This is a genomic window from Nonomuraea sp. NPDC001684, assembly GCF_053596515.1.
The window spans coordinates 1-20,995 of the sequence record NZ_JBSFGJ010000135.1; the positions used below are offsets into that span (position 1 = coordinate 1).

The window sequence follows — 20,995 nt, forward strand, 5'->3', positions numbered from 1 at the left end:
GGCGGTGCCGGTGAACTCCCGCAGCCGCCGACCGGCTGATCTCCGCGCTGTTCTCGCCCGCCGGCCCGGTGCTGGCCACCTCCAGCAACGACGGCGGCGTGCACTTCTGGAACGCCACCACCGGCGACTACGAGCGCGAGCTGCACGCCGAGACCGACCACGTGTGGGCCGAGGCGTTCAGCCCCGACGGCAACATGCTGGCCACCGCCAACGACGACGACAGCGTCAAGATCTGGTACCGGCCGACCGGCCGCATGGCCGTCGACCTGGTCGACCACCGGGGGCGGGTGCGCTCGATCGCCTTCAGCCCCCTCGGCGACTACGTGGCCACCGGCTGCGACGACAAGCTCGTCCGCCTGTGGCACGTCTCCTCCGGCGGCCGGGTGGCGACGCTGGAGGGCCACACCGACCGGGTGTACTCCGTGGCCTTCTCCCCCGACGGCCGCTACCTGGCCAGCGCCGGCAACGACGGCCGCGCGCTGGTGTGGGAGCTGCGGCCCGGGCAGCCCTGGCAGCCGCGCCTGGCGCACACGCTCACCCAGCACGAAGGCCGGCTGTGGAGCCTGGCCTTCGACGCCACGGGCCGCCACCTGGCGACCGGCGGCGACGACATGACCGTGCGGGTGTGGGAGACCGCGACCGGGCAGCTGCTGCACACCCTCACCGGGCACGCGCGCCGGGTGTGGTCGGTGGCCTACAGCCCCACGTCCGACCTGCTGGCCAGCGCCGGCGACGACGGCGTGGTGATCCTCTGGGAGGGCGGGGAGCGGCGGGCGACGCTGCTGGGGCTGCCCGAGGGCTGGGCCGCCCTGGCGCCGGACGGGCGGTACAAGGTGCACGGCGAGCCCGGCGGGCAGTTCTGGCACGTCATCGGGATGTCACGGTTCGAGCTGGGGGAGCTGGATCCGTACCTGCCGGAGGTGAGTCAGGTGCCGCTCGACTCGCCCTTCTGACCGCAGGCGGGTGACTACTATCCGCGGGCGGCGCGGCGTACGAGCTCGTGCCAGACCTCGTCGACCCGGGCCTCCAGGTCGTCGAGGGAGCCCTCGTTGGGGATCACCAGGTCGGCGGCGGCCAGGCGGTCCTCCCGGCTCGCCTGGGCGGCGATGCGGGCCTTGGCGTCGGCCTCCGGCATGCCGCGGTGGTCGGCCAGGCGCCGGATCCGCACCTCGTCGGCCGCGTCGACCACGATCACCACGTCGTACATGGGGGCCAGCTTGTTCTCCACGAGCAGCGGCACGTCGTAGACCACGATCGCGTCGTCGGCCGCCTGGCCCTGCAACTCGGCCACCCGCTCCCCCACCAGCGGATGCACGATCGCGTTGAGCGCGGCCAGCCGGTCGGGGTCGGCGAAGACCACCGCGCCCAGCCGCTCCCGGTTCAGCGAGCCGTCGGGGCGCAGCACCCCTTCCCCGAACGCGGCCACCACCCGGGACAGCCCCACCGTGCCGGGCTCGACCACCTCTCGCGCGATCTTGTCGGCGTCGATGACGACGGCGCCCCTGGCCGACAGCCGCCTGGACACCTCGCTCTTGCCGGAGCCGATGCCGCCGGTGAGCCCAATCTTCAGCACCGGAAAAGACTACCCATCCCGGCGTACCCGGTCATCCCGCCGGCTCGCTCAGTACCCGCCGCGGCGCGGCGCGGCGGTCGGACGGCGGGAGGGGTTGGCCCGGCCCGTGGGCTTGAGGTCGCGCGCCGGCTGGTCGTGCCGGTGCGGAGAGCGGGCCTGCTGGTCGGACTTGGCCTGGGTGATCGTGGCGGGAAGTTTGATCTGCATACTTTTTTCCTCCTTTGGGGGTGGGTGTCAGGCGCGGGTGAGCCAGGTGACCTGGGCGCCGTTGTCGAAGGACTCGCGCCTGGTCGGGGTGAACAGGGTGGGGCTGAACCGGCCGGCGAACATGGAGATGCCCGCCCCGGCCACCACGGGGTAGCGCTTGAGGATGATCTCGTCGATCTCCGGGAGCAGGGAGCCGGCGAGCTTGCCGCCGCCGCAGAGGTAGATGTCCATGCCGGTGTCCTCGGCCTTCAGCCGCCGGACGAGCTCGATCGGGTCACCGTTCTCCACGTGCACCGTGGGGTCGTCGATCGTCAGCGTGCTGGAGACGACGTACTGGCGCAGATGGGAGTACGGGCTGGTGGTGGGCACCTCCAGGGCCGGCTCGAAGGTGCCGCGGCCCATCACCAGGGTGTCGAACACCTTGTTGGGCACGCCCTCAAGGCCGACGAGCCTGCGGATGTGGGTGGGCAGCGTCTCGGGATAGCGGGTGTTGATCCAGTCGGCCATCTCGGCGGACACGGGGTAGAAGTCGAACTCGGCGCCGGGCCCGGCGATGTAGCCGTCGAGGGAGACGCCGACGTAGTAGACCAGCTTTCGCATTCGGAGCAACTCCTGCTGTAGTACTATGACTGAAGTGGTTTGAACATAGTACTACGTCTGGAGTGGTGTCAAGTGCGGAAGAACCCCGAGCGGAGGCAGGCGCTGATCGACGCGGCCATCGAGGTGCTGGCCAGGGAAGGAGCGCGCGGGCTGACGTTCCGGGCCGTCGACGCCGAGGCGGCGGTGCCCCCCGGCACGGCCTCCAACTACTTCGCCAACCGCGACGACCTGTTCACCCAGGTCGGCGGACGCATCTACGAACGCTTGCTGCCCGACGAGGCCACGCTCGCCCGCGGCCAGGAGGGCGTGCAGGACGAGACCCGCTACGCCGAGCTCATGCACGAGCTGGTGGACCGGGTCACCGCCTTCAACTCCGGCTACCTGGCGCTGCTCGAACTGCGGCTGGAGTCCACCCGGCGCCCTGAGCTGCGCGCCGTGCTCACCAAGCGCATCCGCGAGGACATCGACGCCAACATCGGCTACCACGCGACGTCCGGCCTGCCCGGCGACTCGACCTCGGTGGTCCTGCTCTACCTCGCCCTGAACTGGCTCATCGTCGAACGGCTGACCTTGCCGGACATCTTCAGCGAGCAGGAGGTCCGCCAGCTCGTGGACGCCGCCGTGCGGAGATCACTGAACGGCTGACAACGCCCGGACCGGCCAGCCCCGGTCCGGGCGGGCGTTCACCGGGCCAGGAGTTTGCCGAAGGCGACCGAACTGGTCCGCGTCACAGACCTGGGTGCCGGTGGCGAAGACGCCGCCGGACGAGCCGCCCAGGACGACGGGCCTGCCCGCGCGGCCGTTCTGGGCCGGGGCGCCTGCGACGACCTCGGCCTTGCCGTCGCCGGTGACGTCCAGGACCCTGCCCGGTCACCCGTCTGCGACTGCTCACCTCTCGGGTCGGTGGCGCTCCCCTCGGGAGCCGTCATGGCGTCCTGGGTGATGAGACGGGCCGCGAGGCGAGCTCTTCGCCCCCGGAATCACCGCGATCCCGCCTGCCCGGACGCCGTGGCGTCGGGCACCGGACAGGCCCCCGGGGAAACGATCAGTTTGGGCTGCGGCGCAGGTGGATCAGGGTGAGGTGGTCGTCCATCCGCTCCCGCCGGGTCTCGCGGTAGCCGAGCCGCCGGTACAGCCGCAGGTTCCCCTCCGACAGATGCCCCGTGAACAGGTCGAACGCGCCCGCCTCCGGCACCTGCTCGTGCAGCGCCGCGAGCAGGGCCGTGCCGAGCCCCTGCCCCTGCCGGTCGGGCGCGACCACGAGCCGTCCGACCAGGCAGGTGGTGCCGGCCACCTGCCCGCGCACTGCGGCGACGATCCGGCCGGCGTCCACGGCCTTGAGCACGACGCCCGTCTCGACGGCCTTGCGCACCTGCTCCAGCGACTCCACGAGCGGCGGGATGTAGGGGTCGCCGTAGAGCTGGGCCTCGCTCACGTACGCCGCCCGCTGCAGGGTGAGGATCTCGCCCGCGTCCGCCGCCACCGCCCGTTCGATCTTCACGCCAGCACCCTATCTGCTGCCTTCCCACCGCCACCGCCGACTTCCCCGCCCTCCGACCGCCCGCCGCCCGGCCTTGGACGGTCCTCTCGCGCTGCCGGCTAAGGAGCGTTGCCCGCCGTGAGCTCCCCAGGGCAGAACGTGCCCTGCTTCGGCAGGACGCCGTTGACCAGGTAGTCGTGCACCTTCGTACGCAGACAGGCCGCGCGCAGCCTGCTCACGCCCTGCGCCAGGTACGCGCCCTGCCCGTCCCCGTGCCACAGGACCCTCGCCCCGGGGATCTGCCCGGCCGCCCTTGCCGCCCCGGAGGACGGCGTCTCGTTGTCCAGCCGTCCCACGCCGACCAGCACCGGGGGCACCTTGAGCCCGGCCGGCAACGGGTGCGGCGCCCAGCCCGGCGAGCGTGCCGCCCCCAGGCACCTGGCCACCTCCGCCCGCCCGCTCAGCCACCCCACCCGTGGGGCCGCCTTCCGCAGCCGCGCCTCCATCTGAAGGAACTGGCGATAGCCGGGCGCCGCCAACCCGAAGTCATGACACCACCTGACCCCCTCCGCACTTGCCGGCCCCACCTCCCCCACCTCGGACGCCACTCCCCCCACCACACCGGGAACCGCCTCCCCAGGCTGCGACACCGCCCCCGCCGCCCCTGAAGCCGCCCGCGCATCGGACAGGACGCCTCCCCCCGCCACTCCAGAGGCCACCGCCCCAGAGGCCGCGGTACCAGAGGCCGCCTGGCCCGCGCTGAGGCGGGCTCCGGCCGTACCTGCGGGGGGCGGCTGGCCCGGGCCGGGGGTGGCTGCCGTCGGGCCCGGAGGGGTGGGCTGTGGGGGCTCGGCGGGGAGCAGGGCGGTCAGGCCCGTGGCGTCGCCCGTTCGGGCTCTGGAGAGGGCCTGCGCGAGCGCCGGCCACCGGGCGGGCGTGAGGCCCGCCCATACGGCGGCGGCGATCTCGTGCCCGCTGACCGTACGCTCGCCGCCACCGAGCCGCAGAGGCGCGCGCCTGACCAGACCGTCGAACACCCGGACGGCGTCCGCGCGGCCGAGCGGGCAGCCGGGGCGGTTCCGGCACCAGTCGCGGAAGTACCCGAGCTGCCGCTCCTGGGCGCGGGCGTGGGCGAGCAGCCGCCGTTCGAGCCCGGTCTCGGTGTGGTCGGGCAGCCCCTCCAGGTACATCCGCCCGGCCCGGCCGGGGAACAGCTCCAGGTACGCCTGCCCGTACACGCTCCCGTAGCCGTTGCCGAGATAGCGCAGCCGCGACTCCCCCAGCGCGGCACGTACGGCATCGAGGTCGTGGGCGACCTGCCAGGACGTCAGCCCGGCGTAGGCGGGCCCGAGCGCGGCGCGGCAGGCCCGGTCGTGGACGGCGTTGTCCCGGGCGAACGCCCGCCAGGCCGTCCGCCCCTCGGCCACCTGCAGCCGGGCCGGGTCCGGCCGGGGTCGGGGGCACGCCCCCGCGTGCCCCCCATCCCCGGCCCCGCGCGCCTCGACCAGCACGACGTCGAACCACCTGGCCAGTTCGCCCACGGCGTCCGGCCGCGCCACGACCTCTCGGACGACCGATGCGGCCCCCGTGTTGACCACCAGCGCGCCGAGCCGCCGCAGCGGGTCCTGGGCGGGCATCATGGCGAGCCGGACGGCCACGCGGGCCTCGCGCGGCCTGGCCCAGTCGGCGGGGACGGGCAACGTGGCGCACCGCAGCCCGCCGCCGCACTCGGACCAGACGAGCCTCTCCCGCCCAGGCGCCGGCCGCACCGCCCCGGCAACGCCCCGCTCCTGCGGCCCCGCCGCCCCGAGCTCCGACGCTCCGAGCCCCTGCCCTGCCGACCCGGCCGTCCCAAGCTCAGACGCCGCCGATCCGGCCGCCCCAAGCTCAGACTCCGCCGATCCGGCCGTCCCGAGCTCCGACGCCGCCGATCCGGCCGCTCCGAACTCCGAGCCTGCCGATCTGGTCGCCCCCACGTCCGCCCCAGCCGATCCGGCCGTGTCCTGCCTGGGCTTCTCAGGCCAGGCCGCCTCAGGTCGCGGCTCCGCGAGCTCGGTCACGTCGCGTTCCGGCCATGGGGTCGGCGAGGCGACCAGGCGCATCGCCTGCCCGACTCCCCCGCCTGCCGCCGGAACCAGGACGGTGACCGCCGCCACCACCGGGATCACGCGCCGAACCATACGCACCGCATCGCCCCCGAACGCTCGTACCTCCAGCCGCATGTCAGTTTCCCAGCGGCCGTCTTCGCAGGTAGAGAAGTCGTAAAAGGTCGATGGGTAAAATCTCGCGCCCGCTCGGCGATTCTCCGTGCCACCGAACCCCCGTCCCCTCACAGAACCCCGCTCGGGTCAGAGGAGGGAAAAGACAGATCGGCTGTAATCAGACCCTCAAGGGCCGCCCAGCCCCCCTGCGGCTCAGCCTCCCCGCCACAGGCCACTCTTGAGGGACGCGACGCGCCACATGCCAGGGTGGCACCAGCGCCTCCGCGTCGTTGCCGTCCATACCTGGTCAGGAAACGGCGAAGAAGGCGAACCCGGGCAGCGGGGCGCTACGCCGCGAAAGCCGGCGACCGAGCGGGCAGCGTGTTCTTGAGCGTGGCCGTCATCCTCGGACGGGTTGCGTGATGCGCTCAAGCCATCGCCGCAGAAGGGCGGTCTCGGCCGGTTCCAGGGCCTCGGTCCCGGTGAGATCGAGTTGTGCGTGCAGGCGCAGCGCGGCGGCGTACAGCGGGTCGGCGTCGTTCTGAGCGGCCGGCCCGGTCAGGACGTGCGAGAACACGGCGTCTCGCATGCGGTGGGACAGCGCGGGGTCGTCGAACAGAGCCGGTCTGGCGATGTGGTCGAGGGCGGTGCCGACGTTCGCCGACAGGATCAGCTGAGCGGCGGTCTGCGGCTCGGCCTTCAGCGCCCCCGCCGCCGCGCACCGCGTGAGCGCCGCCACCAGCAGGTCCATCACGCGATCTCGCGCCGTCGAGTGTGACCACGGCCGCGGAGTGAACATCAACTGGTAGAGGGCCGGCTTCGCCCGGGCGAAGGCCATGTGGCCGTCCCAGCCGGCGCGCAGGTCGGCGACCGGGTCGCCGGTCTGCTCCTGGGCGGCCTTGAGCGCGGCATATTGCTCGTAGCCGTGGTCGGCGACGGCGTCCAGCAACCCGCGCTTGTCACCGAACAACCGGTAGAGCACGGGCTGGCTCACGCCGACGGCCTCGCAGACCGCGCGCGTGGCCACCTCATGGTCCAAGGACGACGCCAGCTGCCGCTCCGCGGCCTCGATCATCGCCGCGCGGAGCGCGTCCGTCTCTGCCATGCGATCGATGATAGCGCCAATCGGTAGCGGCGATACGAACTGTGCTACCGTCGATTCTCGTAACGCCGATACGGAGAATCCGTATCACTGCTAGAACCAGGGAGTTTCCATGAATGACCAGCGTGTGGCCGTCGTCAGCGGCGGCTCCCGCGGGATTGGCAAGGCGATCGCGGTGGCGCTGGCGGCACGGGGCTGTGCGGTCGCCGTGGGGTTCCAAGGGTCGGCCTCCGCCGCGGCGCAGGTGGTCGAGGAGATCGCGGCATCCGGCGGCCGGGCGATCCCGGTCCAGGCCGACGTGGCCGACGAAGACGCCGTCGCGGAGATGTTCGAGGCGACGGAGAAGTCCTTCGGCGGGGTCGATGTGGTCGTCAACTCGGCGGGGCGGCTGTCGTTGTCCCCGATCGCCGACCTCGACCTTCACGAGCTGGACGCTCTGCACCGCACCAACATCCGCGGCGCGTTCGTGATGGCCCGGGAGGCCGCGCGCCGCATGCGCGACGGTGGCGCGATCGTCAACCTGTCCACCTCCGTGGTCGGCCTGCAGTTCCCGGGCTACGGGGCGTACGCCGCCAGCAAGGGAGCCGTCGAGGCGATGACACTGGTGCTCGCCCGGGAACTGCGCGGGCGGAACATCACGGTCAACGCGGTCGCGCCGGGCCCGACCGCCACCGAACTGTTCCTCGACGGCAAGACCGAGGCGACGATCCAGCAGCTCGCCAAGCAGCCGCCGCTGGAACGGCTCGGCACCCCCGAGGACATCGCCGAGGTCGTCGCCTTCCTGGCGAGCCCGGCCGGGCACTGGATCAACGGCCAGGTCGTGCGCGCCAACGGCGGGATCATCTGATGGCCGCCGCGCGACAGGCCATCGTCGCCACCGGGGCCTCCAGCGGGTTCGGCATGGGACCGCCATCGTCGTGCCCGGCGCGTTCACCTCCGGGCACCCGCCGCCTCACTCTGAATCCCCACACGAAAGGAAACCGACATGCCGTTCGCCAACCTCAAGGTTCCCGCCGACACCCTGACCCCCGAGTCCAAGAAGAAGCTCATCGACGCAGTCACCGACGCCTATGCCACCGTCTACGGAGAACGAGCTCGGGCCACCACCCTGGTCCTCCTGGAGGAGGTTCCGGACGGCGGCTGGGGTCTGGGTGGCAACATCCTCACCGCGGACATGCTCGGCCGCAGCTGACCCGTCCGGGACACCGGGCCGCCCCCGGCCCGGTCCCACCGCCGAACCTCACCCCGGCCCCCAGCGCAGAAACCGCACCTGGGGTCGGGTGGGCCCGGAGGCCGCGGATCAAGCGCGGAGGGCGTCGATCAGGGCGTCCACGGCGGCGAGCGCGACGGAGGTGTCGAGTCCTGCGCGGGAGACCAGGGACAGGCCCTGGACGGTGAACAGCAGGAGCTGCGCCTGGGCCTCGGGGGAGGCGGCCCGGGCGACCTCGCCGTCGGCCTGCGCGCGGCGCAGGGCGTCGGTGACGATCCGGGTGAAGCGGTCGTGCGACCGGGCGACGATCTCGCGGGCCTCGGCATCCTGCGGAACCATTTCGGCGGTGGTGTTGCCGATCATGCACCCTTGCGGAACGCCGGCCTCGGAGGCGTACTCCTGCGTCCGGGCCGGGTTGGCGAGCACCTCGCGCAGCGCCGGCAGCACCGGCCCGGATGCCAGCGCCGCGATCAGCTCGCGCTCGTAGGTGTCCCAGTACAGCTGGACCGCCGCCAGGTAGAACTGCCGCTTGTCGCCGAAGGCGCCGTACAGGCTGCCCCGCTCCAGATCCAGCGCTTCGACGAGGTCCTGGATGGAGGTCTCTCCGTAGCCCCGCGACCAGAACAGCAGCAGCGCGCGCTGCAGCGCCTGGTCCTTGTCGAATGCGCGAGGGCGTCCTGTCCGTGCCATGTGCCCAGGTTACGACTTTTTGACCGCTTGCACAAAAGTCTGTACGTTGAAGGCCGAGCGACTTATTGAACGACCGCACAGAAGTCGCCGGCGCTCGCACCGGCGGAGAGGCAGAACCCCATGGACTTTCACAGCAAGACGGCGCTGATCACCGGATCGGGCGCCATCGGCGGGCTCGGGCACGCCACGGCGAAGGTTCTCGCCGCCGGCGGGGCGGACGTGATCATCACCGGCACCGACCCCGGCCGCGGCGCCCAGGTCGTGGACGACGTGCGGACCGGCGCGACCGGCTCCGTACGCTTCATCGGCGCCGACCTGGCCGACCCGCAGGCGGTGCGGCGGCTGGCCGAGGAGGCCGGGGCGGTGGACATCCTCGTCAACAACGCCGGTGTCGTCCCGTTCAGCGCGACCGCCGACCAGGACCTCGCCGCCTACGACGCGGCCTTCGCGGTCAACGTGCGCGCGCCGTTCATCCTGGTCGCCCAGCTCGCACCGAAGATGGCCGCCGGTGGGGGCGGCAGCATCGTCAACGTCACCTCCACCGCCGCCGGCCTGGGCATGCCGCCGATGGCGGTCTACGGCGCCACCAAGGCGGCGCTGGAGTCCCTGACCCGCACCTGGGCCGCCGAGTTCGCCGCCTCCGGCGTACGCGTCAACGCCGTGGCGCCCGGCCCGATGACCACCTCCAAGGTGGTGGCGGTCATGGGACCGGACATCGGCGGCATGGGCCTGACGACCGCGCTCAAGCGCGCCGCCGCTCCGGCCGAGGTCGCTCGCGTCATCGCCTTCATCGCCGGCGACCAGGCCAGTTATGTGACCGGCGCCGTCGTGGCCGCCGACGGCGGACGCACCGCCATCTGACCCCGAACGCACCGGCCAGAGCCACGTCCGCAGTACGGGCCGGCCTCTGGCGGGTGCCTCACGATGGCGGGTGCCTCACGATGGGGGGACGGCCCGTCATCATCACCACAACCATGCGCCATGAGCCAGTCAGGAGGATGACTTCCATGGGTCGTCTCGCAGGAAAGCATGCACTGATCACCGGCGGGACCAGCGGCATCGGGTTGGAGACAGCCCGTCAGTTCCTCGCCGAGGGAGCGATTGTCGCGATCACCGGCCGCTCACGGGAACGGCTGGCCGAGACCGCCCGGCAACTGGACGGCCCGCTGCTGCCCATCGTCAGCGACGCCGGCGACGTCCCCGGCCAGGCGGCGCTCGCGGCGCGGTTGCAGCAGGAATGGCCGAAGCTCGACATCGTGATGAGCAACGCCGCCGACGTCACCCATCTCCCGATCGAGCAATGGAGCGAGGAGGCGTTCGACACGCTCGTCGCCACCAATCTCAAAGGGCCGTTCTTCCTGGTCAGAGCTTTGCTTCCGCTCTTGTCACAGCAGGCCTCGGTCATTCTCGTCGGCTCGGTCTCCGCTTACGTCGGGCACGAGAACGCGGCGGTCTACGGTGCCGCCAAGGCGGGCCTGCTGTCCCTTTCCCGCGGGCTGACCTATGAGCTGAAGGACCGGGGCATCCGGGTCAACGGGCTGAGCCCGGGGCCGACCCTCACGGACGCGTTCAAGTCGCTCGGCCCCGAGCGACAGGCCGCCATCTACGACGAACTCCGGCGGACCGTGCCCCTGCATCGCATCGGCACCACCACCGAGGTGGCGAAGGCGGCCGTCTACCTGGCCTCCGACGAGTCCGCCTACACCGCCGGCACCGTCCTGCGCGTCGATGGCGGCATCGGGGAACTCGCCTACTGACCTCCATGTCAGCGGCCTGCCGACGGTCTTGGCTGCGCGGATCAGCGAGCGTGTCGTCGTATCGCTGATCTTGCCTGAGGCGGCCACGACCTCCGCTCGGGCGCGGCCATCCCCCTGCTCGCAGAGCGGCGTCCGGTGAGAGTGGTCTCGGAGGACGACCTCCTGCTCAAGGAGATCGCTCCGGCACGGTGTGTCGATGTCGGAGTCGCGCCGGCGGCACGAGCACCACCAGGCCGTCGCCGTCACGGCGGCCCAGCTCATGACCACCCCGGCGAGCCCCCTACGGCAAGGCTCCACGCGAGGCCCGTCCCGGAGAAGGGCATGAAAAAGCCCCGCACGGAAACCCGTGCGGGGCCTTTCAAGGCTGAGCCTTAGCTCTGGCCACCCGCGAGCTTCTCGCGGAGGGCTGCGAGCGCCTCGTCAGAGGCGAGCGCGCCGCTGGCCGGAGCCGACGACGAGCTGCCCGACGGAGGAGCGGTCTCGCCGCTGTAGGACGAGGGAGCGGCCTCGCCGGCCTCCGCCTCGGCCTTGCGGGCCTCCTCGATCTGCTTGCGGTGAGCCTCGAAGCGAGTCTGGGCCTCGGCGTACTGCCGCTCCCACTCCTCACGCTGCTTGTCGAAGCCCTCGAGCCACTCCCCGGTCTCCGGGTCGAAGCCCTCGGGGTAGATGTAGTTGCCCTGGTCGTCGTACGTGGCCGCCATGCCGTAGAGGGTCGGGTCGAACTCGACCTCGGTGCCGACACCCTCGTTGGCCTGCTTCAGCGAGAGGCTGATGCGACGACGGTCGAGGTCGATGTCGATGATCTTCACGAAGATCTCGTCGCCGACCTGGACGACCTGCTCCGGGATCTCCACGTGGCGCTCGGCCAGCTCGGAGATGTGGACCAGGCCCTCGATGCCCTCCTCGACCCGGACGAACGCACCGAACGGCACCAGCTTGGTGACGCGGCCCGGCACGACCTGGCCGATCTGGTGGGTACGGGCGAACTGCTGCCACGGGTCTTCCTGCGTGGCCTTGAGCGACAGGGAGACGCGCTCGCGCTCCATGTCGACGTCGAGGACCTCGACCGTGACCTCCTGGCCCACCTCGACGACCTCGGACGGGTGGTCGATGTGCTTCCAGGACAGCTCGGACACGTGGACCAGACCGTCGACCCCGCCGAGATCGACGAAGGCGCCGAAGTTGACGATCGAAGAGACGACGCCCTTGCGGACCTGGCCCTTCTGCAGGGTGTTGAGGAACGTCTGGCGAACCTCGGACTGCGTCTGCTCCAGCCAGGCGCGGCGGGAGAGAACCACGTTGTTGCGGTTCTTGTCGAGTTCGATGATCTTCGCCTCGAGCTCGCGGCCGACGTACGGCTGCAGGTCGCGGACCCGTCGCATCTCGACCAGGGAGGCGGGGAGGAAGCCGCGCAGGCCGATGTCGAGGATGAGACCACCCTTGACGACCTCGATGACGGTACCGGTGACGATGCCGTCCTCGTCCTTGATCTTCTCGATCGTGCCCCAGGCGCGCTCGTACTGGGCGCGCTTCTTGGACAGGATCAGGCGGCCCTCTTTGTCCTCCTTCTGGAGAACCAGGGCTTCGACGTGCTCCCCGACCTCCACGACGTCAGCAGGGTCGACATCGTGCTTGATCGAAAGCTCGCGCGAGGGGATGACACCCTCGGTCTTGTAGCCGATATCGAGAAGGACCTCGTCTCGATCGACCTTGACGACGGTGCCCTCGACGATGTCGCCGTCGTTGAAGTATTTGATGGTCTCGTCGATCGCTGCGAGGAAGGCTTCCTCGGACCCGATGTCGTTGACCGCTACCTGCGGGGTGCTCGAGGTGGCCTCAGTGCTGGACGTCATGTGTGGAATTGCTCCGAACGCGGACAGGATGTCGATGTGGCGGATGCGCGGCAGGCCCTCTTCCGCATCAAGCCGAGGAATTACGACATCGACGTGACCGAGCGCGAGCCCGCTCCGTCTGAGGCGCGCGCGAGCCCACAGCGCAGCGATCAGCATATGAGACCTTGGCCACGGGGTCAATCCGGAGGCACATCAGTACCCGATGATCTGGGACTCCCGCTTGGGGTTGATATTACCCCGTAGCCTGCGCGGGACGGAGATCCGCGTGGGATCGCCGTCCGAGACGTAGCGCTCGCCAGGGTGCTTGTTCAGCCACTCCAGCCAGTACTGCGAGCACCACTTGCGGCACTCTCCCCGCTTGCCGTTGCTCTGGATCCGCTGGATCGCCCCACGGTCGAAGTTTTTCGCGAAGGGCGAAAGCGACGGCTGGGCCCCGGCGAGGAACACGCCCGCGAAATCATAGCGGGTCCCGTCCCAGGAGCCGGTACGGGCGAGCTTCTTGGGCCGCGGCAGCGACCCGTACGGCAGGGCCAGGGTCTTGTCCGGCGGCGCCCCCAGCTTCTTCAGCAGGCGCTCCAGCCGGACGATCTGCTCGCGCACCTTCTTCTTGCCCAGCCGCCGCAGGTCCGGATGGGACCAGGTGTGGTTGGCGACCTCGAAGCCGTGATCGACCAGCCACCGCACCGCGGCCGCCTGCCGCTCCTGGTCGCGCAGCCCGAACGGCTCACGGGTGATCCAGAACGTCGCGGCCGGCCGGAACGAGGGGTAACGGGCGGCCACGTCGAGGATCACGCCGACGGCGGTGTCGGGCTCGGGGTTGCCCGCGTCGTCGAGCGCGAAGTGGCTCGGGTGACCGTCGTCGAACGTCAGCACGACCGGGAACCGCCCGGCCGGCACCCGGATGTCGCCGGTGGCGAACTCCCTGGCCGTGATGGGCACGTAGCCCTGCTTGGCCAGTTTCTCCAGCTCCTGCCTGAGCTGGGCGGGGGTGCGGTCGATGGAGGCCACGCGCTTGCGCAGGATCCGGTGGTACATGATGACCGGCACCAGGCCCGCCTCGTTGGCGCGCACCTGCCGGGCGAACTCGGGGGTGGCGACCACGCCGGGGGGCTGGGAGGTGTCCTGCGGCTGCCCCTGCGGGGGTGAGACGGGGGCGATCACGCCGACCCGGGCCGACGCCTGGGTAGTAGGAGTCTCACCATCAGGTAAGAGGCTCAGCCCGACGACGGCCACGGTCACCACGGCCACGTTCGCGATTGCGATGATCCGCGTGAAGGACGCTGGTACCCGCACAAATCTCCCGACATCTCGGCCAAACTGTCATCAGCGTAGACGAGAAGCCCCGGAGACGGCGGGGCCACGCCGTTCGCGATATGTCGGACTGCCCCGCCGTGTCGGGATAAACATCGTCAGTGGCCGGCGTCCTGCCACGTACGCCCGACGCCCACCGAGACCTCCAGCGGAACGCGCAGGTGGTAGGCGGCGTTCATCTGGTCGCACACGAGCTGCCGCAGCGTCTCCAGCTCGCCCGGCGCGACCTCGAACACCAGCTCGTCGTGGACCTGCAGCAACATCCGCGAGGCCAGCCCCTCCTCGGCGATGGCCTGGTGGACGTGGAGCATGGCGACCTTGATGATGTCGGCCGCCGAGCCCTGGATGGGGGCGTTGAGCGCCATGCGCTCGGCCATCTCCCTGCGCTGGCGGTTGTCGCTGGTCAGGTCGGGCAGGTAGCGGCGGCGGCCCATGATCGTCTCGGTGTAGCCGTCGGTGCGCGCCTGGGCCACGATGGCCTGCAGGAAGTCGCGCACGCCGCCGAACTCGGTGAAGTACTCCTCCTTCAGCGCCCGCGCCTCCGAGACCGGGATGTTGAGCTGCCCGGACAGGCCGAAGTCGGACAGGCCGTAGGCCAGGCCGTAGTTCATCGCCTTGATGCGCGCCCGCAGCTCGCTGTCGATCTGCTCGGGCGGCAGGTCGAACACCCGGGCCGCGGTGGCCTGGTGGAAGTCGTGGCCGGACTCGAAGGCCTCGATCAGCGACTCGTCGCCGGACAGGTGGGCCATGATGCGCAGCTCGATCTGGCTGTAGTCGGCCGTCAGCAGCCGCTCGTAGCCCTCGCCGACCACGAAGCCCTGCCGGATGCGGCGGCCCTCGGCGGTGCGGATCGGGATGTTCTGCAGGTTGGGCTTCTCCGACGACAGGCGGCCGGTGGCGGCGATGATCTGGTTGAACGTGGTGTGGATGCGCCCGTCGTCGCCGACCTCCTTGATCAGGCCCTCGACCGTGGTGCGCAGCTTCTGCTGGTCGCGGTGGCGCAGCATGATCGTCGGCAGCTCGTGCTCGGTCTGGGTGGCGAGCCAGGCGAGCTGGTCGGCGTCGGTGCTGTAGCCGGTCTTGATCTTCTTGGTCTTCGGCAGGTTGAGCCGGGTGAACAGGATCTCCTGGAGCTGCTTGGGCGAGCCCAGGTTGAACTGCTCGCCGACGGAGCGGTGGGCCTCCTCCACGGCGTGCTTGACCGCGGCGCCGAACTCGGCCTCCAGGCCCGCGAAGTACTGGCTGTCGACGGCGATGCCGGCCCGCTCCATCTCGGCCAGCACCGACAGCAGCGGCAGCTCGACGTCGGCCAGGAGCTGGGTGCCGCCGCGGCCGGCCAGGAAGCCCTCAAGGGAGTCGGCCAGCTCGCGCACGGCGTGGGCGCGCAGCGCGAGGTCTTTGGCCGGCGCGTCCTCGTCGTCGCCGAACAGGGCGGCCTGGCCGCCGGACTCCTCCTCGGCCCGCAGGTCGCGGTGGAGGTAGCGCCTGGCCAGGTCCTCCAGCGCGAACGTGCGCTGGCCCGGCATGGCGAGGTAGGCGGCCAGCGCGGTGTCGCAGCTGAGGCCGCGCAGCTCCATGCCCTGGGCCCACAGGGCCAGGATCGGGCCCTTGGCATCGTGGACGGCCTTGGGCCTGCTCTCGTCGCCCAGCCAGGCCCGCAGCGCCGCCTCGTCGGCCTCGGTGAGCTTGACGGGGTCGATGTGGGCGGCGGTGCCGTCGGGCGAGGCGACGGCGATGCCGTCGATGCGGCCCGAGCCGCTGCCGTAGGAGCCCTTGAAGGCCAGCCCGGCGCGGCCCTGCGGGAGCGCGGCCAGCCAGCCGGCCACCCGGTCGGGGCCGAGGATGACGGTCTCGACCTCGAAGCCCTGCTCGGGCTCCGCCTCGCCGGTGCCGAGCACCTTGAAGACGCGCTCGCGCAGCTCGCCGCGGATCTGCAGGGTGTCGAACAGCTTGTTGATCTCCTCGCGCTCCCACGCGCCCTGGGTGAGGTCGCCGAGCTCGACGTCGAGCGGCACGTCGCGCAGCAGCTCGGTCAGGCGGCGGTTCATCAGCACCTGGGCGACGTGCTCGCGCAGCTTGTCGCCGACCTTGCCCTTGACCTCGTCGACGCGGTCGACCAGCGCGGTGAGGGAGCCGAACTCGCGCACCCACTTGGCCGCGGTCTTCTCGCCGACGCTGGGGATGGACAGCAGGTTGTCGCTGGGGTCGCCGCGCAGGGCGGCGAAGTCGGGGTACTGGGCCGGGGTCAGGCCGTACTTCTCCTCGACCGCCTCGGGGGTGAACCGGGTCATGTCGCTGATGCCGCGGCGCGTCATCAGCACGGTGACGTGCTCGTCGACGAGCTGCAGGGCGTCGCGGTCGCCGGTGACGATCAGGACGTTCATCCCGTCGCCGGCCGCGCGGGTGGCCAGGGTGGCGATGAGGTCGTCGGCCTCGAAGCCCGCCTTGGACAGATGCGGGATGCGCAGCGTGTCGAGCAGCTCGTAGATGAGCTGCATCTGGCCGCGGAAGTCTTCGGGCGTCTCGCTCCGGTTGGCCTTGTAGTCGGAGTACTCCTCGTGGCGGAACGTCGGCTCCGACCGGTCGAAGGCCACCGCCACGTGGGTCGGCTGCTCGTCGCGCAGAATGTTCGTCAGCATCGAGGTGAACCCGTAGACCGCCTCGGTGTGCTGACCGTCGGTGGTCATGAGGTTGGCGTCTTTGAGCGCGTAGAAGGCGCGGTAGGCCAGGGAATGCCCGTCAAGCAGCAACAGGCACGGGCGGCTGGGGGTCACTTCACTCTTCGGCACGTACGCAGCCTAGTCTGCGTCAACGACAGAAAACCCGAGCTCGGAAGAGTGGAGACATCCCCTTGACGCAGACCGATCCGCTGGACTTCTCCGCGTACGGCGCGGTGCACGAGGGCACGCTGGCCCACCGCATGGGCATCGAGTTCGTCGAGGCCGGGCCCGAGCGCGTCGTCGGCAGGATGCCGGTCGAGGGCAACACCCAGCCCTACGGCCTGCTGCACGGCGGCGCGTCGGCGGTGCTGGCCGAGACGCTGGGCTCGGTGGCCGCGGCGATCCACGCCGGCCCCGGCCGCATCGCCGTCGGCATCGAGATCAACGCCACCCACCACCGCTCGGCGACCTCCGGGTACGTGACCGGGGTCGCGACGCGGTTGCACGGCGGACGCACTTTGGCGACGTACGACATCGAGATCACCGACGAGGAGGGACGGCGGGTGTGCACCTCCAGACTGACGTGCATGCTGCGCGACCAGCGCCCCTGACGTCACTTTGACCGAACCTTTGCGCAGCGGCCCCATCGATCGCTACGGTTGTCCGAACAGAGCCCGCGGGGAGGCCCGGTAGATAACGTGTGCGGCCGGGGAAGCCCTACATGGCCCCAAAGGCCGCCCCGCGGGCTCGTCCACGTTTTCTCCCCATCGTTACCGTTTCGTTTTCGGCGTGGGCCAGGCGTCTTCCCTCATTTAGCCCCTGACCTGCCGCGTTGTTTGCTCACATGTGTGGCACACGCATGTCACTAATTGGTGACGAACCATACTGAAACGGGCGTCTGCGGAATAAGCTCCCGCCATTGCATCCCAGTTGTGCCTGCGATGCGCGCGTGTCGAGATGGAGGGGTACAACCCCGCCTTGACCTATTTGAGGGAGCACCATTGCGCAGAGCCGTGATCGCGTTCACGGCCTTCCTGGGTGGACTCATCTTCCTGCTGGCCAGTCCCGCGCAGGCGGGGCCGGCCGGATGCCAGGGTTTGAAGGGGACGCTCAAACTCCAAGGCCAGCCAGTGAACGGCGTCAAAATCGCCGTGACCACCGAGGGCGGACAACCCGTCAAGGAGGTCACAACAAACGCACAGGGCACGTGGGAAGTTCCTACCGACAAGGGCAAGTTCAAGGTCACCCTTGACCCGAACTCCCTTCCGAAGAACGCCGAGGTGCGCGGCGGCAGCAACGTGCGCACGCCGACCGTCTTCGAGGGCAACTGCTCGACCGTGCTGTTCGCGTTGCAGGCCAAGGGCGTCGCCGGGCAGCCGCAGGCAGACGACAGCGGGGAGAGCAGCGTCTGGGACACCGCGGCGCAGCTCGCCTTCGAGGGGCTCAACCTCGGGTTGATCATCGCCCTGGCCGCGCTCGGCCTGTCGCTGATCTACGGCACGACCGGCCTGACCAACTTCGCCCACGGCGAGCTGGTCACGCTCGGCGCGGTGCTGGCCTACATGTTCAACGTGGGCTTCGGCCTCCATCTCATACCCGCCGCGGTGCTCGCCGTGGCGCTGGGCGGCGCGTTCGGCTACGCCCAGGACCGCCTCTTCTGGGGCCAGCTGCGCAGGCGCGGCACCGGCATCGTCGCCATGATGATCGTCTCCATCGGCGTCGCGCTGGTCATGCGCTACGTCATGCTGATCTTCTTCGGCGGCCAGAACGAGGCCTACGCCCAGTACACGGCCCAGCCGGGCATCGAGGTCGGGCCGATCTCCGCGGCGCCCAAGAACTTCGTGGCGATGGGCATCGAGCTGGCCGTGCTGCTCCTGGTCGGCTTCGCGCTGCTGCGCACCCGTACCGGCAAGGCGGCCAGGGCCGTGTCGGACAACCCCGCGCTCGCGGCCTCGTCCGGCATCAACGTCGACCGGGTCATCCGGATCGTCTGGACCCTGGGCGGCGCCATCGCGGCGCTGGCCGGCATCATGCTCGGGCTCTCGCAGAACCTGAAGTACACGATGGGCCAGGACATCCTGCTGCTCATCTTCGCCGGCGTCACGCTCGGCGGGCTCGGCACCGCCTTCGGCGCGCTGGTCGGCTCGCTGGTGGTCGGCCTGTTCATCCAGGTCTCCACCCTGTGGGTGCCGCCGGAGCTCAAGAGCGTCGGCGCGCTGGTCGTGCTCATCATCGTGCTCCTCGTCCGGCCCCAGGGCATCCTGGGCCGCCGCGAGCGAATCGGCTGATCGGGGGAGGATCAGAATGGACTGGATCACGATCATCAGCACGACGCTGAAGTCCGCGGTCGGCGTCGAGACCGTGCTGTACGCGCTCGCCGCGATCGGCATCAACATCCAATTCGGCTACACCGGCCTGCTCAACTTCGGCCAGGCGGCGTTCATGGGCGTGGCCGGCTACGGCCTGGCCGTCACCGTCACCGTCATGGGCCTGCCGTTCTGGGTCGGCATCATCGTCGGCCTGCTCGCCGCGGTGCTCCTGGCGATCCTGCTCGGCATCCCGACCCTCCAGCTGCGCGCCGACTACCTGGCCATCGTGACCATCGCGGCGGCCGAGATCGTCCGGCTGGTGTTCCGCTCGGTGGCCTTCAAGAGCGTCTTCGGCGGCTCGGACGGCCAGCGCGGCTTCTCCGACGGCTTCTACGCGCTCAACCCCTACCCCGAGGGCCAGTACGGCTTCAACCTCGGCTCCATCCCCCTGTTCTTCAACCACCGGGTGCTGTGGGTGCTGACCGTCGGCTGGGTGCTCATCGCCCTGTGCTGCGGGCTGGTCTACCTGCTGATGAAGAGCCCCTGGGGCCGCGTGCTCAAGGCCATCCGCGAGGACGAGGACGCCGTGCGCAGCCTCGGCAAGAACGTCTTCTCCTACAAGATGCAGTCGCTCATCCTGGGCGGCGTCGTGGGCTGCCTGGGCGGCTTCATCTACGGCCTGGCCTACGCCTCCGTCCAGCCCGACATCTTCGGCACCGAGACGACGTTCTACGCGTACACGATGGTCATCCTCGGCGGCGCCGCCCGCGTGCTCGGCCCCGTCGTGGGCGCGTCGATCTTCTGGGTGCTGCTCGTCCTGATCTACGGCGTGCTGTCCGAGGCCGTCGGCGCCGGGATCATCACCTTCATGGACACGAACCAGGTGGGCGCCGTCCGCTGGATCCTGGTCGGCCTGGGCCTCGTCCTGTTGCTCATCTTCCGGCCACAGGGCATCTTCGGCGACAAGAGGGAGATAGCAATCAATGCACGCTGAAACCACGGCCACCGAGCGCAAGGCCGCGGCGCTGGCCGCCTTCAAGGACCTGGCCCGCGACCCGGGCGTGCCGAAGCCGGACCCGATCCTCACCGTCGACAACGTCGTGCGCCGCTTCGGCGGCCTGACCGCGGTCGAGGTCGCCCACGTCGAGATCCAGCGGGGTTCCATCACCGCGCTGATCGGCCCCAACGGCGCCGGCAAGACGACCTTCTTCAACCAGCTCACCGGCTTCGACACCGCCGACTCCGGCTCGTGGACGTTCAACGGGCGCAGCATGAGCGGGGTGCCGGCCCACAAGGTCGCCCGCGCCGGCATGGTGCGCACCTTCCAGCTCACCAAGGCGCTGTCCCGCCTGACCGTCATGGAGAACATGCGCCTGGGCGCCCAGCGGCAGAAGGGCGAGACGTTCTGGCGGGCGCTCATCCCGTCGATGTGGCGCGGCCAGGAGGACGAGATCACCGTCCGCGCCGAGGAGCTCCTCGAACGCTTCAAGCTGGGCGCCAAGCGGGACGACTTCGCCGGCTCGTTGTCCGGCGGCCAGCGCAAGCTGCTGGAGATGGCCCGCGCCCTCATGGTCCAGCCGGAGCTGGTCATGCTGGACGAGCCCATGGCGGGCGTGAACCCGGCCCTGACCCAGTCGCTGCTCGGCCACGTCAAGGACCTGCGCGAGCAGGGCATGACGGTGCTGTTCGTCGAGCACGACATGGACATGGTCCGCGACATCAGCGACTGGGTGATCGTCATGGCGCAGGGCGCCGTGATCGCCGAGGGCCCGCCCGACACGATCATGTCGGACGAGCGCGTGATCGACGCCTACCTCGGCGCCCACCACGACGCCCCGCTCTCGGACACCGAGCTGGAGTCGCAGCTCCACGAGGCCGAGGCGGCCCTGGAGGCCGAGATCGAAGAGGAGACGCAGAAGTGAGCGACGCCCCCGAGGCCGCCCCCGAGTCGCAGGCGGCCGTCACCGACCGCACCGCGCACCTGGAAGGCGCCGAAGACGCCGTGCTGCGGTGCGACGAGCTGATCGCCGGCTACCTGCCGG

General features: G+C 70.5%; 21 protein-coding genes. 10 read left to right on the forward strand and 11 right to left on the reverse strand.

The genetic code is table 11. The annotated features are described in order from the left end of the window. Positions 1 to 47 precede the first annotated feature (47 nt). Positions 48 to 953: a WD40 repeat domain-containing protein gene (locus ACWCSD_RS23620; RefSeq protein WP_449917904.1), complete on the forward strand. Its 906-nt coding sequence runs from the start codon at positions 48 to 50 to the stop codon at positions 951 to 953. Positions 954 to 970: 17 nt separating this feature from the next. On the opposite strand, the gene coaE is transcribed toward ACWCSD_RS23620, so the two are convergent. From coaE to ACWCSD_RS23635, 3 genes are read right to left on the reverse strand one after another with little or no spacing between them, the layout of a single operon-like run. Further along, a complete protein-coding gene (coaE, locus tag ACWCSD_RS23625) occupies positions 971 to 1,573 on the reverse strand; it encodes a dephospho-CoA kinase (RefSeq protein ID WP_364331190.1) in 603 nt (200 codons plus the stop codon). A gap of 48 nt (positions 1,574 to 1,621) precedes the next feature. Next, a complete protein-coding gene (locus tag ACWCSD_RS23630) occupies positions 1,622 to 1,780 on the reverse strand; it encodes a hypothetical protein (protein WP_358293803.1) in 159 nt (52 codons plus the stop codon). Positions 1,781 to 1,807: 27 nt separating this feature from the next. Then, the gene (locus tag ACWCSD_RS23635) at positions 1,808 to 2,380 is read right to left on the reverse strand and encodes a dihydrofolate reductase family protein (protein WP_449917884.1); all 573 of its coding nucleotides are present in this window, start codon (positions 2,378 to 2,380) and stop codon (positions 1,808 to 1,810) included. Between the two features lie 72 nt (positions 2,381 to 2,452). Between ACWCSD_RS23635 and ACWCSD_RS23640 the strand changes: the two genes are divergently transcribed. Further along, positions 2,453 to 3,025 (forward strand): TetR/AcrR family transcriptional regulator, encoded by a 573-nt coding sequence (locus ACWCSD_RS23640; RefSeq protein WP_397162103.1) that lies wholly within the window; start codon positions 2,453 to 2,455, stop codon positions 3,023 to 3,025. Here ACWCSD_RS23640 and ACWCSD_RS23645 read toward each other — a convergent pair. From ACWCSD_RS23645 to ACWCSD_RS23660, 4 genes are all read right to left on the reverse strand, one after another. Further along, the gene (locus tag ACWCSD_RS23645) at positions 3,011 to 3,238 is read right to left on the reverse strand and encodes a hypothetical protein (protein ID WP_449917907.1); all 228 of its coding nucleotides are present in this window, start codon (positions 3,236 to 3,238) and stop codon (positions 3,011 to 3,013) included. The genes ACWCSD_RS23640 and ACWCSD_RS23645 overlap by 15 nt on opposite strands. Before the next feature lie 187 nt (positions 3,239 to 3,425). Further along, the gene (locus tag ACWCSD_RS23650) at positions 3,426 to 3,881 is read right to left on the reverse strand and encodes a GNAT family N-acetyltransferase (RefSeq protein ID WP_397162104.1); all 456 of its coding nucleotides are present in this window, start codon (positions 3,879 to 3,881) and stop codon (positions 3,426 to 3,428) included. A 98-nt stretch (positions 3,882 to 3,979) separates the two neighbouring features. Beyond that, positions 3,980 to 5,560 (reverse strand): alpha/beta hydrolase, encoded by a 1,581-nt coding sequence (locus tag ACWCSD_RS23655; RefSeq protein ID WP_449917886.1) that lies wholly within the window; start codon positions 5,558 to 5,560, stop codon positions 3,980 to 3,982. A 901-nt stretch (positions 5,561 to 6,461) separates the two neighbouring features. Further along, entirely contained in the window at positions 6,462 to 7,166 is a 705-nt protein-coding gene (locus ACWCSD_RS23660) for a TetR/AcrR family transcriptional regulator (RefSeq protein ID WP_449917887.1), read from the reverse strand. A gap of 109 nt (positions 7,167 to 7,275) precedes the next feature. On the opposite strand from ACWCSD_RS23660, the gene ACWCSD_RS23665 reads away from it, so the two are divergent. Both ACWCSD_RS23665 and ACWCSD_RS23670 read left to right on the forward strand, forming a co-directional pair. Beyond that, positions 7,276 to 8,010 carry an SDR family oxidoreductase gene (locus ACWCSD_RS23665; protein WP_449917890.1) on the forward strand — a complete coding sequence of 245 codons (735 nt, stop codon included), beginning with the start codon at positions 7,276 to 7,278 and terminating at the stop codon, positions 8,008 to 8,010. A gap of 138 nt (positions 8,011 to 8,148) precedes the next feature. After that, the gene (locus ACWCSD_RS23670) at positions 8,149 to 8,355 is read left to right on the forward strand and encodes a 4-oxalocrotonate tautomerase family protein (protein WP_358293814.1); all 207 of its coding nucleotides are present in this window, start codon (positions 8,149 to 8,151) and stop codon (positions 8,353 to 8,355) included. Between the two features lie 108 nt (positions 8,356 to 8,463). On the opposite strand, the gene ACWCSD_RS23675 is transcribed toward ACWCSD_RS23670, so the two are convergent. Then, complete coding sequence (locus ACWCSD_RS23675; protein WP_449917894.1) at positions 8,464 to 9,063, reverse strand: TetR/AcrR family transcriptional regulator; 600 nt, start codon at positions 9,061 to 9,063, stop codon at positions 8,464 to 8,466. Positions 9,064 to 9,183: 120 nt separating this feature from the next. Between ACWCSD_RS23675 and ACWCSD_RS23680 the strand changes: the two genes are divergently transcribed. Both ACWCSD_RS23680 and ACWCSD_RS23685 read left to right on the forward strand, forming a co-directional pair. Then, positions 9,184 to 9,924: an SDR family NAD(P)-dependent oxidoreductase gene (locus tag ACWCSD_RS23680; protein WP_449917897.1), complete on the forward strand. Its 741-nt coding sequence runs from the start codon at positions 9,184 to 9,186 to the stop codon at positions 9,922 to 9,924. A 146-nt stretch (positions 9,925 to 10,070) separates the two neighbouring features. Beyond that, complete coding sequence (locus ACWCSD_RS23685; RefSeq protein ID WP_358293819.1) at positions 10,071 to 10,820, forward strand: SDR family oxidoreductase; 750 nt, start codon at positions 10,071 to 10,073, stop codon at positions 10,818 to 10,820. Positions 10,821 to 11,191: 371 nt separating this feature from the next. Here ACWCSD_RS23685 and rpsA read toward each other — a convergent pair whose 3' ends face one another. The 3 genes from rpsA to polA form a co-directional block, all read right to left on the reverse strand. Beyond that, entirely contained in the window at positions 11,192 to 12,673 is a 1,482-nt protein-coding gene (rpsA, locus tag ACWCSD_RS23690) for a 30S ribosomal protein S1 (RefSeq protein ID WP_352358288.1), read from the reverse strand. Between the two features lie 192 nt (positions 12,674 to 12,865). Next, positions 12,866 to 13,921, reverse strand: coding sequence for a polysaccharide deacetylase family protein (locus tag ACWCSD_RS23695; protein WP_449917900.1), 1,056 nt, complete (start codon positions 13,919 to 13,921; stop codon positions 12,866 to 12,868). Positions 13,922 to 14,082: 161 nt separating this feature from the next. Continuing rightward, positions 14,083 to 16,773: a DNA polymerase I gene (gene polA / locus ACWCSD_RS23700; protein WP_387666587.1), complete on the reverse strand. Its 2,691-nt coding sequence runs from the start codon at positions 16,771 to 16,773 to the stop codon at positions 14,083 to 14,085. 131 nt (positions 16,774 to 16,904) lie between these two features. Between polA and ACWCSD_RS23705 the strand changes: the two genes are divergently transcribed. The 4 genes from ACWCSD_RS23705 to ACWCSD_RS23720 all read left to right on the forward strand — a co-directional run bounded on the left by ACWCSD_RS23705 (position 16,905) and on the right by ACWCSD_RS23720 (position 20,875). Beyond that, positions 16,905 to 17,255 carry a PaaI family thioesterase gene (locus tag ACWCSD_RS23705; protein ID WP_387645449.1) on the forward strand — a complete coding sequence of 117 codons (351 nt, stop codon included), beginning with the start codon at positions 16,905 to 16,907 and terminating at the stop codon, positions 17,253 to 17,255. 519 nt (positions 17,256 to 17,774) lie between these two features. Next, positions 17,775 to 18,932, forward strand: a complete 1,158-nt coding sequence (locus ACWCSD_RS23710) for a branched-chain amino acid ABC transporter permease (protein WP_397162111.1) — start codon at positions 17,775 to 17,777, stop codon at positions 18,930 to 18,932. Between the two features lie 16 nt (positions 18,933 to 18,948). Then, complete coding sequence (locus tag ACWCSD_RS23715; protein WP_364390627.1) at positions 18,949 to 19,947, forward strand: branched-chain amino acid ABC transporter permease; 999 nt, start codon at positions 18,949 to 18,951, stop codon at positions 19,945 to 19,947. Continuing rightward, a complete protein-coding gene (locus tag ACWCSD_RS23720) occupies positions 19,937 to 20,875 on the forward strand; it encodes an ABC transporter ATP-binding protein (RefSeq protein WP_358293827.1) in 939 nt (312 codons plus the stop codon). The genes ACWCSD_RS23715 and ACWCSD_RS23720 overlap by 11 nt, the downstream gene beginning before the upstream one ends. Positions 20,876 to 20,995: the final 120 nt, after the last annotated feature.